Consider the following 14,903-nt stretch of genomic DNA (forward strand, 5'->3'; position numbering starts at 1 on the left):
CAGTGCATCGTAGTCACTGCCGAACGGGGCCAGCACATCGCGGGCGCCGAGGTGGGGGACCTAGGGCCGGCGAGCTCCGCCCGTCCGTGGGCGTTCTAGGGTCGGCGCATGACCGACGTCACGCCCGCTGCCCCCGCCGTGATCCCCGGCTTCTACGCCGTCGTCCCCGCCGGCGGCGCCGGCACCCGGCTCTGGCCGCTCTCGCGGCGGGACCACCCGAAGTTCCTCCACGACCTCACCGGCTCCGGCCGCACGCTCCTCCAGGGGACGTGGGACCGGCTCGCGCCGCTCGCCGGCGCCGGCGGGGTGGTCCTCGTCACCGGGGCCGCGCACGAGCGGGCCGTGCGCGAGCAGCTGCCCGACCTCCGGCCGGACGCCCTGCTCGCCGAGCCGTCCGGGCGGGACTCGATGGCGGCCATCGGGCTCGCGGCCGCCGTCCTGCACGAGCGGCACGGGGACGTCGTCCTCGGCTCGTTCGCCGCCGACCACGTCGTGCGTGAGCCGGCCGCCTTCACGGTGGCCGTGCGCGAGGCGGTCGTCGCGGCGCGGGCGGGCTACGTCGTGACGATCGGGATCTCTGCCGACCACCCGTCGACGGCGTTCGGCTACGTCCGTACCGGCGACCCGCTCGGGCTCGGCGGCTCGCCGTCGGCCCGCCACGTCCTCGGGTTCACGGAGAAGCCCGACGCCGCCACGGCCGCCGCGTACCTCGCGACCGGGGAGTACCGCTGGAACGCGGGGATGTTCGTCGTCGGCGCACGCGTGCTCCTCGACCACCTCGCCCGCCTGCAGCCCACCCTCCACGAGGGGCTCGTCGAGATCGCCCGCGCGTGGGACGGCCCGGCGCGCAGCGAGGTCCTCAAGCGGGTGTGGCCCCGGCTCACACGCATCGCCATCGACCACGCCATCGCCGAGCCGGTGGCGGCCGAGGGGGGCGTGGCCGTCGTCCCGGCCGCGCTCGGGTGGGACGACGTCGGCGACTGGCACTCCCTCGCCGGCCTCGTCGCGCCCGGTCCCGACGGCGTGCGGGTGCTCGGCGACGCCGGCCGCGCGCTCGTCGTCGGGGCGGACGGCGCGCTCGTCGTGCCGGCGGCCGGGCGCCTCGTCAGCGTCCTCGGCATCCCCGACGCCGTCGTCGTCGACACGCCCGACGCCCTCCTCGTGACGACGCGCGCGCACGCCCAGGCCCTCAGGGCCGTCGTCGACGCCGTCCCCGACGCCCTGCGCTGAGCGGGCCCGGGAGGCCCCCGGCGGCGCGGGCGCTAGTGTTCCTGGGGTGAGTGAGCAGCCCCCGGCCGACCGCGTCGTCGAGATCGCGGCGGAGCTCGACGACGAGCTCCGCGAGATCCGGCGGCACATCCACGCCAACCCCGAGCTCGCCCGCATGGAGCACGAGACGACGGCGCTGCTCGAGGCCCGGCTGCGCGAGGCGGGCCTGTCGCCCCGTCGCCTCGAGGGCACCGGGCTCGTCTGCGACATCGGCGGCGACCCGCGCGAGCAGGGGCGGCGGCGCATCGGCCTGCGCGGCGACCTCGACGCGCTGCCCGTCACGGAGACGACCGGCCTGCCCTACGCCTCCCGCCGCCCCGGTGTCTCCCACGCGTGCGGCCACGACGTCCACGCCACCGCCGTCCTCGGGGCCGGGCTCGTCCTCGCGCGGCTCGACGAGGAAGGGCAGCTGCCCGTCGGCGTGCGGCTCGTGCTCCAGCCGGCGGAGGAGGTCCAGCCCAGCGGCGCCAAGGAGGTCCTCGACCAGGGGGCGATCGAGCCCGTCGAGCAGATCTACGCCCTCCACTGCGCGCCGAAGATCGACTGCGGGTCGATCGGCTCGCGCATCGGCCCCATCACGGCCGCCTCGGACACGGTGACGGTCCGGTTGACCTCGCCGGGCGGGCACACATCGCGCCCCTACCTCACGGGCGACGTCGTCTACGCCCTCGGTCAGGTCATCACTCAGCTCCCCGCCGTCCTCGGGCGCCGCCTCGACCCGCGCGCCGGCGTCAACCTCACGTGGGGGGCCGTCCACGCCGGCGAGGCCTCGAACACGATCCCGACGACCGGGTCCGTCACCGGCACGCTGCGCTGCCTCGACGAGGGCACGTGGGGACGCGCCGCGCGGCTCGTCGAGGACACCGTCGAGCAGCTGCTCGCGCCGTTCAACGTCGAGGTCCACCTCCAGCACCTGCGCGGCATGCCCCCGGTCGTCAACGACGAGCGGTGCATCCGCATGCTCGACACGGCGACGAAGCAGGTCGTCGGGCCGGACGCCGTCGTCCTCACCGAGCAGTCGCTCGGCGGGGAGGACTTCGCCTGGTACCTCACGCGGGTGCCCGGCGCCATGGTGCGCCTCGGCACGCGCACGCCCGGCGGCCCCGCCTACGACATCCACCAGGGTGACCTGCAGGTGGACGAGCGGGCGCTCGGGGTCGGCGTGCGCGTCCTCGCCCGGACGGCCCAGCTCGCCGGTCTGCGCCCGCCGACGCCGGTCACGAGCCCGTGATCGTCATTGCGTCGGTTGAGTAACAACTCGCCGCCGCGTCTCACCATCTGGCCCGATCGGTGCGTGACGCGGGCTACAGTCGGTGCGAAATCAGCCGACCCGGGGCTGGCACGGCACCGACGAACCCGCCGGACCCGCCCGCCCGCTCCCCGGCACGATCTTGAGCAGGAGACAAGCGTGAAGAAGAGCATCTACGCGACTGCGCTCGCGGCCACCGCCGCGCTGACGCTCGCGGCCTGCGGTGCCGCTCCCGAGGACGAGGAGACCGCCGCACCCGCGACCGACGGCGGGGAGACGACCGCCGCCGAGACCACCGGGGCGGCGGAGGAGGTCGACTACCTCGCCTGCCTCATCTCCGACCAGGGCGGGTGGGAGGACCAGTCCTTCAACCAGTCCGCCATGGAGGGCCTCGACCGCGCGGTCGCCGAGCTCGGCGTGCAGAAGGGGGACGCGGAGTCGCAGAGCGACGCCGACTTCGGCCCCAACGTCGACGCCATGGTCCAGGAGGGCTGCGACCTCACGATCGGTGTCGGCTTCCTCCTCGAGGACCCGATCCAGGCCGCGGCGGAGGGGAACACCGACCTCAGCTTCGGCCTCGTCGACGCGACGTTCTCCGACCCCGGCGCGACGGCGGACGACCCGCCGACCCCGGTCGAGCTCCCCAACGCCAAGCCCATCATCTTCAACACGGCCGAGGCGTCCTACCTCGCCGGCTACGTCGCCGCCGGCATGACGCAGACCGGGACCGTCGCGACGTTCGGTGGCCTGCCGATCCCGTCCGTCAGCATCTTCATGGACGGCTTCGTCGACGGCGTCGCCCGGTACAACGAGGACAACGGCACGGACGTCAACGTGCTCGGCTGGGACAAGGAGAGCCAGGACGGCAGCTTCGCCGGGACCTTCGAGGACCAGGCGCAGGGCGTCGCGCTCGCCGAGGGCTTCATCGCCCAGGGCGCGGACATCATCATGCCGGTCGCGGGCCCCGTCGGCCTCGGTGCGGCCTCCGCCGCCGAGTCCGCCGGTGACACGTGGATCATCGGCGTGGACTCCGACTGGTACGACTCGACCGACTACGGCTCCATCGTCCTGACCTCCGTGGTCAAGGAGATCGGCGCCGGCGTCTTCGAGACGATCGAGCAGGGCCTGGGCGGCGAGTTCAGCGGCGAGCCGTACATCGGCACGCTGGAGAACGGCGGCGTCAGCCTCGCCGAGTTCCACGACTTCGACGCCGAGGTCCCGGACGAGCTCAAGGACGCGGTCGCCGACCTGCAGGCGCAGATCATCAACGGCGAGCTCGTCGTCGAGACGGAGAACGCCCCGCGGTGCCCAGTCCTCGCGCCCGCCCGCCCCGCGCCGGTGGGCGCCGTCCCACGAAAGACGCTGACGTGAAGCTCGAGCTGCGCGGCATCACCAAGACCTTCGGGTCGCTCGTCGCCAACGACCACATCGACCTCGTCGTCGAACCGGGGGAGATCCACGCCCTCCTCGGCGAGAACGGGGCCGGCAAGAGCACCCTCATGAACGTGCTCTACGGCCTCTACGACGCCGACGGCGGCCAGATCCTCCTCGACGGCGAGGCCGTGACGTTCGCCGGGCCGGGGGACGCGGTGGCCGCCGGCATCGGCATGGTCCACCAGCACTTCATGCTCGTGCCGGTCTTCACCGTCGCCGAGTCGGTCGCGCTCGGGTACGAGGCGACCGGCCCGCTCGGGATCATCGACCTCAAGGAGTCGCGCCGCCGCGTCACCGAGATCTCGGACCGCTTCGGGTTCGACGTCGACCCCGACGCCCGGATCGAGGACCTCCCCGTCGGCGCCCAGCAGCGCGTGGAGATCATCAAGGCGCTCTCCCGGGACGCCAAGGTGCTCATCCTCGACGAGCCGACCGCGGTGCTGACGCCGCAGGAGACGGACGAGCTCATCGCGATCATGCGCCAGCTCAAGGCGCAGGGCACCTCCATCGTCTTCATCACGCACAAGCTGCGCGAGGTCCGCGCCGTCGCGGACAGCATCACCGTCATCCGTCGCGGCGCCATCGTCGGCGAGGCCAGCCCGACGTCGACGGAGACCGAGCTCGCCTCGCTCATGGTGGGCCGCACCGTCTCGATGGCCGTCGACAAGGCCCCCGCGCACGCAGGCGAGGAGGCCTTCACGGTCCGGGACCTCACGGTGCTGGACGCGAGCGGCAACGTCGTCGTCGACCGGCTCGACCTCGGGGTGCGCCGCGGGGAGATCCTCGCCGTCGCCGGCGTGCAGGGCAACGGTCAGACCGAGCTGACCGAGACGATCCTGGGGATCAGCGAACCCGTCACCGGCTCGATCACGCTCGACGGGACCGAGCTCGTCGGGCGCGGCGTCAAGGAGCGGCTGCGCGCGGGACTCGGCTTCGTCCCCGAGGACCGCTCGACGGACGGGGTCATCGCCGGCTTCTCCGTCGCCGAGAACCTCGTCCTCGACCTCTACGACACCGCGCCGTACGCCTCCGGGGTGGGGCTGAGCCCGCAGGTGGTGCGCGAGAACGCCACGCGCCGGGTGCGCGAGTTCGACGTCCGCCTGACCTCCGTCGACGACCCGATCTCCACCCTCTCCGGCGGCAACCAGCAGAAGGTCGTCCTCGCGCGGGAGATGTCGCGCGAGCTGCGGCTCCTCGTCGCCTCCCAGCCCACCCGCGGCCTCGACGTCGGCTCCATCGAGTTCGTCCACCAGCGGATCGTCGCCGAACGCGATACCGGCACCCCCGTCATCATCGTCTCGACCGAGCTCGACGAGGTCCTCTCGCTCGCGGACCGCATCGCGGTCATGTACCGGGGGCGGGTCGTCGGCGTCGTCGACGGCGACGCCGACCGGGACGTCCTCGGCCTCATGATGGCCGGGGTCCCGCTCGAGGAGGCGCGCGCACAGGCCGCCGAGCACCGCACGACGCTCGGCGCGGCCGATCTCACCACCGAGGAGGGCACGTCGTGAGCGACGAGCAGAGCACCCCCGCCGGGAGCCCGGCGGGCGACGTCGTCGCCCAGGCGGAGCAGTCCCCGGCGAGCGTGAAGCAGGTCCCGGCCGACGCGCCCGGGTCGCGCTCGTCGGCGTTCCTGCGCGACCTGCTCTCCGGGAGCTGGCTCGTCACCGTGCTCGCCATCGTCGTCGCCCTCCTCGTCGGTGGTGTCCTCATCGCCAGCGCGGACGAGCGGGTGCAGGAGACGGTGAGCTACCTCTTCGCGCGCCCCGGCGACTTCATCGGCGCCGTGTGGGACGCCGTGTACGGCGCCTACCGCGCGATGTTCCGCGGGGCGGTCTACGACTTCGAGGCGGCGAGCTTCGCGCGCGCCATCCGCCCGTTCACCGAGTCGCTCGTCTTCTCCGTGCCGCTCGTCCTCACCGGGCTCGGCATCGCCGTCGCCTTCCGCGCCGGCCTGTTCAACATCGGTGGCCAGGGGCAGATCATCCTCGGCGCGATGTTCGGCGGCTACATCGGCTTCACGTTCGACCTCCCCGTCGTCCTCCACGTCACGCTCGCCGCGACCGGCGCGGCGCTCGGCGGTGCGATCTGGGGCGGGATCGCCGGCGTGCTCAAGGCGAGGACCGGCGCCAACGAGGTCATCGTCACGATCATGCTCAACAACATCGCCGTCTACCTCATCGCGTGGGTGCTGACGACGCCGGCGTTCCAGGTGACCGGCTCGGCGCTGCCGAAGTCGCCCCCCATCCCGCCGGACTCCGCGACGTACCCGCTCCTCCTCGGCGAGCCGTTCCGGCTCCACGCAGGCTTCCTCCTCGCCATCGCCGCGACGATCGCCGTGTGGTGGCTCCTCGAGCGCTCGACGATCGGGTTCGAGCTGCGCGCGGTCGGCGCCAACCCGCACGCCGCCCGCACCGCGGGCATGTCGGTCCAGCGGGCGACGATCTTCGCCATGGTCTTCGCCGGCATGCTCGCCGGGCTCGGCGGCTCGGCGCAGGTGCTGGGCACCGAGCAGGTCCTCACGACCGGCGTGGCGGCGAGCTACGGCTTCGACGCCATCACGGTGGCCCTCCTGGGCCGGTCCCGCCCGCTCGGCACGTTCCTCGCCGGCGTCCTGTTCGGCGCCCTCAAGGCCGGCGGGTTCCTCATGCAGTCGACGACGTCGACCCCCATCGACATCATCCTCGTCGTGCAGTCCGTCATCGTCCTGCTCATCGCGGCGCCGCCGCTCGTGCGGGCGATCTTCCGGCTGCCGGCCCCGAACCGGGCCCGCGTCGTGCGCGCCACGCCCGCCGTCAAGGAGGCGACCGCATGAGCACCGCCACGACGACCCGCCCGGACGAGGCGACGGGGGTCATGCCTCCCGTCCGCTGGCGCAACCCGGTCACCTACATCGTCCTCACCCTCGTCGCGCTCCTCGGCTTCACCCTCTTCACCGAGGCGCAGACGCACACGACGTTCCAGTTCTCCACCCGGGGCGACCTCGCCCAGATCCCCAACCTCGCCGTCCCCGTGCTGGCCGGGCTGTGGGGCACCGTGCTCGTCATGGCCGCCGTCGCGGGGTACGCGACGTGGGCTGCCCTGCGCCGGCGGTCCGTGGGCTGGTGGGCGCCCGCTCTCTTCGGCCTCGCCTTCGTCACGGCGTTCCTCCTGTGGGTCGGCGGGGGCAGGGACACCCTCATCCCGGTGCCGACGCTGCTCGGCGGGGCGCTCGCGCTCTCCGTGCCGCTCGTCTTCGGCGCACTCTCCGGCGTCATGTGCGAGCGCTCCGGCGTCATCAACATCGCCATCGAGGGCCAGCTCCTCGGCGGGGCCTTCCTCGCCGCTGTCGTCGCCTCGCTCACGACGAGCGCCTACGTCGGGCTCGCCGCCGCGCCGGTGGCCGGCGCGCTCGTCGGCGTCCTCCTCGTCTTCTTCGGCGTGCGCTACTGGGTCGACCAGATCATCGTCGGCGTCGTCCTCAACGTCCTCGTCATCGGCCTGACGAGCTTCCTGTACTCGACCGTCCTGTCGGAGAACGACGGGTGGAACAACCGGCAGGACCTGCCCGACCTGCCCATCCCGTTCCTCTCCGACATCCCCGTCCTCGGTCCCGTGCTCTTCGACCAGAACATCCTCGTCTACCTCATGTACGCGGCCGTCGTCGTCCTCCAGGTCATGCTCTTCCGCAGCCGGTGGGGCCTGCGGGTGCGCGCCGTCGGTGAGCACCCCAAGGCCGCGGACACGGTGGGCATCAACGTCATCCGCACCCGCTGGGTCACGACGATCATGGGCGGCGCCCTCGCCGGCCTCGGTGGGGCCTTCTTCACGGTCGGCTCGGGGCTCGCCTTCGGCCGCGAGATGTCTGCCGGGAACGGGTACATCGCGCTCGCCGCGATGATCCTCGGCAAGTGGAACCCCGTCGGGGCGGTCGCGGCGGCGCTGCTCTTCGGGTTCTCCCGCAACCTCGCCAACGTGCTCGGCGCCATGGGCGGGGCCGGGATCCCCGGCGAGTTCCTCCTCATGCTCCCGTACGCCGTGACCATCCTCGCGGTCGCCGGGTTTGTCGGGCGCGTGCGGGCCCCGGCGGCGGAGAACCAGCCCTACATCAAGTGACCGCGCCCGGTACTCCCGGGGCGCGCAGGAGCGGAGCGATCATGGCTGACATCGACGACGGCACGTGGCGCGAGCTGCGCGAGGCAGCGCGCGAGATCATGCGACGGGCGTACGTGCCGTACTCGTCCTACCCGGTCGGCGCGGCGGCGCTCGTCGACGACGGGCGGCTCGTCACCGGCTGCAACGTCGAGAACGCCGCGTACGGGGTGACGCTGTGCGCCGAGTGCGGGCTCGTCTCCGCCCTCGCCGCCTCCGGTGGGGGGCGTCTCGTCGCCTTCACGTGCGTCGACGGTGCGGGCGCGACGATCGTGCCCTGCGGGAGGTGCCGCCAGCTCCTGTGGGAGCACGGTGGGCCCGACCTGCTCGTCGAGACGCCGAGCGGGATCCATCCCATGTCCGACGTGCTCCCCGAGGCGTTCGGCGTGGGGCACCTCCACGCCGCCGCGGACGGTACGTCCCCGGCCTAGGTGCGCCGGCGCCTCAGCGCGCCGTCTCATCGACGTCGCGACCGCTCCCGAGGTCCGCGGCCGCGTCCGGCGCGGGCTCGGCCACCGGGCCGTCCTCGTCCGGCGAGGGCGGGAGGATGCCCTCGATGACCTCGCGCTCCTCGGTGGCGCGACGCCGGGTCCGACCGAGGCGGAGGGGGCGGGCGAGGAACTCCCCGAGCGAGACGCCGGAGGCGAGGCCGAGGCCGATGAGCGCCGCGCTGAACAGCCCGGTGAGGCCCCCGACCGGGTCGGCCGTCGGCTCCCCGGCGAACGCGAAGAGGCTGCGGTAGATCGTCAGGCCCGGGAGCAGCGGCACGATCCCGCACACCGAGGTGACGATCGTCGGCACGCCCCACCGGCCACCGACCGCCTCGCTCAGCGCCCCGACGACGACGGCGGCGACGGCGCTCGCGACCGCCGGCCCGACGCCGAGCGCGGTGACGCCTGAGAAGACGAGCCACGCGAGGGCGCCCGCACCCCCGGCGACGGCCACGGCCCGGGGGCGGGAGTACGCGGCGACGGCCCACGTCGCCGCGCACGCGAGGGCGGCGAGGACCTGGACGAGGAGCGGGGACGTGTTGACCGGTGGGTCGACGAGCACGAGCGGGACACCGACGCGGCGGGCCATGTCGAGCACGCCGGCGATGCCGACGACGATGCCGAGGGTGAGCACGACGACCTCGAACGAGCGCGCGGCGGCCGTGATCGGGAACCCGCTGATCGCGTCCTCCGCCGCACCGACGAGCGAGAGGCCGGCGAGGAGCACGACGATGCCGGACGCGACGACGAGCGACGGTGGCAGGATCGCGGCGTCGACCGGCAGCAGAGGGAGGAGCTGGTAGAGGGCGACGGCGACGAGCGCCGCGACCGCCGCCCCGGCCGCCTGGGTGAAGAAGGCGGGCAGGCCCCAGCGCGCGAGCCGCCAGACCACGCGGTCGATGACGGCGGTCGTCGCGGCGGCCACGGCCGCGACGAGCAGACCACCGCCGAGGAGCAGCGCGACCGACGCGGCGAGCGCGGCGAGCGCGACCGTGACGACCCACCGCTGGTACTGCTGCGGGGCAGCCACGATCTCGTCGAGGTCGGCGTGGGCGCGCTCGAGGCGGTTGGGGGCGTCGGCGATCGGGATGCGCCCGTCAGTCACCTCCCGCGCCAGCTCCTCGACGCGCGCCAGGCGGCCGTAGTCCTGCACGCGCTCCTGGACGACGCGCATCATCGTCACGGGGGTGGAGTCCGGGCCGTGCCCGGCGGAGACGGTGATCGACGTGAACGTCAGGTCCACCTGGCTGCCCGCGAGGCCGAACGCGGACAGGACGCGGCGCACGGCGTCGGTGACGTCGACCGCCGCGGCACCGAGGGAGAGCATGGCCTCGCCGGTCCGCAGAGCGAGGTCGAGGACGCCGTGGACGGTGCGCGCGTCGAGCTCCTCCCGGCGCGAGCGCAGGCCCGCCAGGACCGTGGGTGGTCCGCCGGTCGCCCGCCGGGCCAGTCCTCGAGCACTCCACCGCTGTCGCACCCGTCGAGCATGACACGGCGGCCGGGCGGGACGTCGAGCGGGGTCGTGCTTGACAGGGTGGCGTTCGCGCCGAGAAGATATATTGAAGCAATCAATCGACTCATTGGAGCCGTTGTCATGGCCGCTGCTGCCTTCCTCTCGCTCGGCTTCGTCCTCGCGGCCGGACTCGTCGTCGGCCTCCTCGTGGCCGCCCTCGTCGCCGCCGGTCGGGGTGCCCGTCCCGCGGACACGCCCGCAGCGACCCTCGTGGCGGCCCGTCGGCACGCCAGGGTGTCCGCCGCGCTGGCGCTCGTCGGGGGCCTCGTCGTCACGCTCGTCCTCGTGAGCCAGGGGGACGGAGCCGGTCCCCTCCGGCTCGCCGGGGTGCCGGGGCTGCCGGCGGCGCTGGGACCCCTGGCGGGCGGGCTCGTCTCCCTCGCGCTCCTCGCGGTGGGCGAGCGCACGTGGCCACGGCCCGTCGGCAGCGTCCGTACCGCGTCGTTGCGGCGGCGCGGCGTGGCCGAGCTCGCCGCGCGACGCGGCCGGCTCCTCGCCGGGACGACCGCGACCGGGCTCGGGTGCCTCCTCGTCCTCACCCTCACGGCTGACGCGTCCGGCCGTGCCGTACCGGCGCTCATCACGAGCGACGCCGCTGCCCGCGGCTCCCTCGGTGGGGCGTCCGGGCCGTACCCGGGAGCGCCCTACGCCCTTCCGCTCGGCGGGGCGCTCGTCGCCGTCGCCGTCGTCGCCTGGGCCGTGCTCCACCTCGTGGCGCGTCGTCCGGCCGTCGCGGGCACGCGCGAGGGCGACGACCTCGCCCTGCGGCGCACGAGCGCCCGGTGGGTGCTCGGCGTGGCACAGCTCGCGAGCGGCGGCACCGTCGCCGTCGTCGTCCTCGTCGCGAGCGCGGCGCTGCTCCGCGCGGGTTGGCACCTCGGGGGGTGGGCCGGGCTGGCTCTCGGTCTCGCGACGGGGCTCGTCTCCCTCGGCGCCGCCGGGAGCGCGTGCATCCCGAGTCCCTCCGTGCCGCGCGGCTCCGCCCCCGCCAGGCCCGAGGTGGGTGCGCGGCCGTGAGCGGCCTCGTCACCGTCGACCTCGCCTCCGGTGTCCCGCCCTACGAGCAGATCCGCAGCCAGGTCACGGCCCTCGTCGCCGCCGGTGGGCTCGTCCCGGGGCAACGGCTGCCCACGGTGCGGGACCTCGCGGCGGACCTCGGTGTCGCCGTCGGGACGGTGCAGCGGGCGTACCGCGAGCTCGAGGCCGGCGGGCTGGTCGAGTCCCGCCGCCGGACGGGCACCGTCGTGGCTCCCGGGGCCGGCACGGGCGGTCCCGCAGCGGGCGTCCGGGCCCGCGCCCACGCGTTCGTCGCCGAGGCGCGGGCGGCCGGGCTGAGCGACCCCGAGGTCCTCGACCTCGTCCGCGGCGCCCTCATGGCCGCACCCGGCGAGGCCGTGCCCGCCCCTGGGGGACGACCTACAGTGGGCGCATGACCGAGCCCTTCGACACCGTCGACGTCATCCGCACGAAACGAGACGGGGCGGCGCTCTCCCCGACGCAGATCGACTGGGTCATCGACGCCTACACGCGGGGCGTCGTCGCGGACGAGCAGATGTCCGCGCTCGCCATGGCGATCTACCTCAACGGGATGGACCGGGAGGAGGTCGCCCGCTGGACGGCCGCGATGATCGCCTCGGGCGAGCGGATGGACTTCTCCGCGCTCGGCCGCCCGACGTCGGACAAGCACTCCACCGGCGGCGTGGGCGACAAGATCACGCTCCCGCTCGCCCCCCTCGTCGCGGTCTTCGGCGTCGCGGTGCCCCAGCTCTCCGGCCGCGGGCTCGGCCACACCGGCGGGACGCTCGACAAGCTCGAGGCCATCCCGGGGTGGCGGGCCGCGCTGAGCAACGAGGAGATCCTCGCCCAGCTCGCCGACGTCGGCGCCGTCATCTGCGCGGCCGGCTCCGGGCTCGCCCCGGCGGACAAGAAGCTCTACGCCCTGCGGGACACGACCGCGACGGTCGAGGCCATCCCGCTCATCGCCTCCTCGATCATGAGCAAGAAGATCGCCGAGGGGACTGACTCGCTCGTCCTCGACGTCAAGGTGGGGTCCGGGGCCTTCATGAAGGACCTCGACCGGGCCCGGGAGCTCGCCGAGACGATGGTCACGCTCGGGACCGACGCGGGGGTGCGTACCGTCGCCCTCCTCACGGACATGTCGACCCCGCTCGGGCTCACCGCCGGGAACGCGCTCGAGGTCCGCGAGTCGGTCGAGGTCCTCGCCGGCGGGGGCCCGGCCGACGTCGTCGCGCTCACCGTCGCGCTGGCCCGGGAGATGCTCACGGCGGCAGGCCAGCCGGACGCGGACCCGGAGGCGGCCCTCGCCGACGGGCGCGCCATGGACGTGTGGCGGCGGATGATCCGTGCCCAGGGCGGCGACCCGGACGCGGACCTGCCCCGCGCCGCGCACACGGAGGAGGTGCGGGCCGAGACCGACGGCGTCCTCGCGCGCCTCGACGCCTACGACGTCGGCATCGCCGCGTGGCGCCTCGGTGCGGGCCGCGCGCGCAAGGAGGACACCGTCCAGGCCGGCGCCGGCGTCGAGCTGCACGCCAAGCCGGGGGACACGGTGCGCGCCGGGCAGGTGCTCATGACGCTGCACACCGACACCCCGGAGCGGTTCGCCCGCGCGCACGAGGCGCTCGCCGCTGCCGTCGGCATCGACGCCGGCGGCGGGACGGGCACGGGTGGTGCGACGGGCGCCGGTGGCGGGGACGTCGTCCTCGACCGGGTGGCGCGCTGATGCCCGGGTCGTGGCACCGCTGGCAGCTGACGGCGCCGCTCGCGGCGGTGAGCCGCCCGGTGCGGGCCGACCTGCCCGCCACCCCCGCTCCCGCGACGGCGCCCGCGGCGCCTTCTCCCGTGGGGATCCCGGTCCACCTCGGGGGCGCACCCGCCCGCCAGGTCGACGAGACGACGTGCGGCTCGGCCGTGCTCGTCATGCTCGCCGCGACGGGTGACCCCGTCCTTGCGACGTGGCTCGAGACCGGCGCGCTCCCGGACTCGGCCGGACTCCCGCCCGAGGTGCCGCTCGAGCGCGACGGCCTGGACGCGGCGGGCCGGTTCGCGGCCGCGCAGGAGCGGGTCAAGGCCGCGACGGGCCGGCGCGCCCTCGGGCCGCTGCCCTGGCCGGCCGTGTACGGCACGCCCCCGTGGACGGCCGCCCGCGAGGCGCGCTTCCCGGGCGTGCGGTACCGCGTGCGCCCGCTCGACGACGGTTCCCGCGGTGGCGCGTCGGTGCTCGCCGCCGTCCGCAGCGCGACGCTGCGCGGCATCCCCGTGCCGCTGTACACCGGCGGTGACCTGCGCTCCGGCCTCGCGACCGCCGTGCCGCGCCACGTCGTCCTCGCCGTCCCGCTCCCCGCGGGCGCGCGGGACGCCGCCGCGGACGTGCTCCACCTCTACGAGCCCGGGCGCGGCACCGTCTACCGGGTGCGCACCGAGGACCTCCTCGACCGCACCGAGCCGCACCCCGCTCTCGGCGGGTGGGCGCACGTCGTCGCCGCGCTCCTGCCCGTCCCCGACCGCCTGCGCCCCGCCGGGGCGCACACCACACTGGGTGAGACCATAGGAGGCACGCATGAGCGTTGAACCGACACCCGAGACGGGCATCGAGCCGACGACCGACGTCGAGGAGCTCGCGCCCACCGAGGACGCGGCCGCCGCGCCCGAGGACTACGAGCCCCCGGCCGAGGTGAGCGCCGACTCCGACGGCTCCGAGGGTGACAAGCTCGAGCAGTCGCTCGAGGTCCCGCTCGACGAGGACGACGAGGTGCCGTCCTGAGACAGGAGAAGTCATGACCACGAAGCCGGGCTCGACCGCGCTCGCCCCCGCCGAGCGCGCCGTCCGCGCGCTCGGCGGGGAGCTGACCGAGAAGAGCCTGCGGCTCCACCTCGAGGGACTGCCCGGCGTCGACGCCGTCGGCCTCGAGCAGCGCGCTGCCGGCCTCGGCACCCGCTCGATCAAGACGACGTCGAAGGCCTGGGCGCTGGACACGATCATCTCGCTCGTCGACCTCACGACCCTCGAGGGGGCGGACACCCCGGGCAAGGTTCGCTCGCTCGTCGCCAAGGCGCGCACGCCCGACGCGACCGACCTCAGTACCCCGCGCCCGGCGGCGGTCTGCGTGTACGGCGACATGGTGCCCTACGCCGTCGAGGCCCTCGGTGAGCTCAAGGGGCTCGACGCGGGCGGCATCAACGTCGCCGCGGTCGCGACGGCGTTCCCGAGCGGGCGCGCCTCGCGCGCGGTCAAGCTCGCCGACACGGCCGACGCCGTGCGGGCCGGCGCGGACGAGATCGACATGGTCATCGACCGCGGCGCGTTCCTCAGCGGGCACTACGGGCAGGTCTTCGACGAGATCGTCGCCGTCAAGGAGGCGTGCCGGCGCGAGGACGGCACCGCCGCCCACCTCAAGGTCATCCTCGAGACGGGCGAGCTGCGCACGTACGACAACGTGCGGCGCGCCTCGTGGCTCGCGGTCCTCGCGGGCGCCGACTTCATCAAGACCTCGACGGGCAAGGTCTCCCCGGCGGCGACGCTGCCCGTCACCCTGCTCATGCTCCAGGTGGTCCGGGACTGGCACCGGCTCACGGGCGAGCGCGTCGGTGTCAAGCCCGCCGGCGGGATCCGCACCTCGAAGGACGCCATCAAGCACCTCGTCACCGTCGCCGAGACGGTGGGGGAGGAGTGGCTCACCCCGCACCTGTTCCGCTTCGGCGCCTCGAGCCTCCTCAATGACGTGCTCCTCCAGCGCCAGAAGCTCACCACGGGCCGCTACAGCGGGCCGGACTACGTGACGATCGACTAAGGACC

The 14,903-nt window shown here is 74.4% G+C and carries 14 protein-coding genes; 13 read left to right on the forward strand and 1 reads right to left on the reverse strand.

Annotation, left to right across the window (positions count from 1 at the left end):
* The first annotated feature begins 108 nt into the window (after positions 1-108).
* From V2J63_RS12770 to V2J63_RS12800, 7 genes are all read left to right on the forward strand, one after another.
* A complete protein-coding gene (locus tag V2J63_RS12770) occupies positions 109-1,230 on the forward strand; it encodes a mannose-1-phosphate guanylyltransferase (protein WP_331231430.1) in 1,122 nt (373 codons plus the stop codon).
* A 46-nt stretch (positions 1,231-1,276) separates the two neighbouring features.
* Complete coding sequence (locus V2J63_RS12775) at positions 1,277-2,500, forward strand: amidohydrolase (protein ID WP_331231431.1); 1,224 nt, start codon at positions 1,277-1,279, stop codon at positions 2,498-2,500.
* Between the two features lie 177 nt (positions 2,501-2,677).
* The gene (locus tag V2J63_RS12780; RefSeq protein WP_331231432.1) at positions 2,678-3,889 is read left to right on the forward strand and encodes a BMP family lipoprotein; all 1,212 of its coding nucleotides are present in this window, start codon (positions 2,678-2,680) and stop codon (positions 3,887-3,889) included.
* Positions 3,886-5,463, forward strand: a complete 1,578-nt coding sequence (locus V2J63_RS12785) for an ABC transporter ATP-binding protein (RefSeq protein ID WP_331231433.1) — start codon at positions 3,886-3,888, stop codon at positions 5,461-5,463. The genes V2J63_RS12780 and V2J63_RS12785 overlap by 4 nt, the downstream gene beginning before the upstream one ends.
* Positions 5,460-6,767, forward strand: coding sequence for an ABC transporter permease (locus tag V2J63_RS12790; RefSeq protein ID WP_434056332.1), 1,308 nt, complete (start codon positions 5,460-5,462; stop codon positions 6,765-6,767). The genes V2J63_RS12785 and V2J63_RS12790 overlap by 4 nt, the downstream gene beginning before the upstream one ends.
* On the forward strand, positions 6,764-8,047 hold the full coding sequence (locus V2J63_RS12795; protein WP_331231434.1) for an ABC transporter permease subunit: 1,284 nt from the start codon (positions 6,764-6,766) through the stop codon (positions 8,045-8,047). Before V2J63_RS12790 ends, V2J63_RS12795 begins: the two co-directional genes overlap by 4 nt.
* Positions 8,048-8,088: 41 nt before the next feature.
* Positions 8,089-8,514 carry a cytidine deaminase gene (locus V2J63_RS12800; protein ID WP_331231435.1) on the forward strand — a complete coding sequence of 142 codons (426 nt, stop codon included), beginning with the start codon at positions 8,089-8,091 and terminating at the stop codon, positions 8,512-8,514.
* 13 nt (positions 8,515-8,527) lie between these two features.
* Here V2J63_RS12800 and V2J63_RS12805 read toward each other — a convergent pair whose 3' ends face one another.
* On the reverse strand, positions 8,528-10,051 hold the full coding sequence (locus V2J63_RS12805; RefSeq protein WP_331231436.1) for a threonine/serine exporter family protein: 1,524 nt from the start codon (positions 10,049-10,051) through the stop codon (positions 8,528-8,530).
* A gap of 117 nt (positions 10,052-10,168) precedes the next feature.
* Here V2J63_RS12805 and V2J63_RS12810 point away from each other — a divergent pair, with 117 nt between their 5' ends.
* Genes V2J63_RS12810 through deoC form a run of 6 tightly spaced genes read left to right on the forward strand, consistent with a single transcriptional unit; the run spans position 10,169 to position 14,898 of the window.
* Positions 10,169-11,104 (forward strand): hypothetical protein, encoded by a 936-nt coding sequence (locus V2J63_RS12810; RefSeq protein ID WP_331231437.1) that lies wholly within the window; start codon positions 10,169-10,171, stop codon positions 11,102-11,104.
* Complete coding sequence (locus tag V2J63_RS12815) at positions 11,101-11,520, forward strand: GntR family transcriptional regulator (RefSeq protein WP_331231438.1); 420 nt, start codon at positions 11,101-11,103, stop codon at positions 11,518-11,520. Before V2J63_RS12810 ends, V2J63_RS12815 begins: the two co-directional genes overlap by 4 nt.
* Positions 11,517-12,830 (forward strand): thymidine phosphorylase, encoded by a 1,314-nt coding sequence (locus V2J63_RS12820; protein WP_331231439.1) that lies wholly within the window; start codon positions 11,517-11,519, stop codon positions 12,828-12,830. The genes V2J63_RS12815 and V2J63_RS12820 overlap by 4 nt, the downstream gene beginning before the upstream one ends.
* Positions 12,830-13,678 carry a hypothetical protein gene (locus V2J63_RS12825; protein ID WP_331231440.1) on the forward strand — a complete coding sequence of 283 codons (849 nt, stop codon included), beginning with the start codon at positions 12,830-12,832 and terminating at the stop codon, positions 13,676-13,678. The genes V2J63_RS12820 and V2J63_RS12825 overlap by 1 nt, the downstream gene beginning before the upstream one ends.
* A complete protein-coding gene (locus V2J63_RS12830; protein ID WP_331231441.1) occupies positions 13,668-13,871 on the forward strand; it encodes a hypothetical protein in 204 nt (67 codons plus the stop codon). The genes V2J63_RS12825 and V2J63_RS12830 overlap by 11 nt, the downstream gene beginning before the upstream one ends.
* Positions 13,872-13,884: 13 nt before the next feature.
* Positions 13,885-14,898 carry a deoxyribose-phosphate aldolase gene (gene deoC / locus V2J63_RS12835; RefSeq protein WP_331231442.1) on the forward strand — a complete coding sequence of 338 codons (1,014 nt, stop codon included), beginning with the start codon at positions 13,885-13,887 and terminating at the stop codon, positions 14,896-14,898.
* The last annotated feature ends 5 nt before the right edge of the window (positions 14,899-14,903 follow it).

The organism is Georgenia wangjunii (assembly GCF_036421975.1).
Classification (GTDB): domain Bacteria; phylum Actinomycetota; class Actinomycetes; order Actinomycetales; family Actinomycetaceae; genus Georgenia_A; species Georgenia_A wangjunii.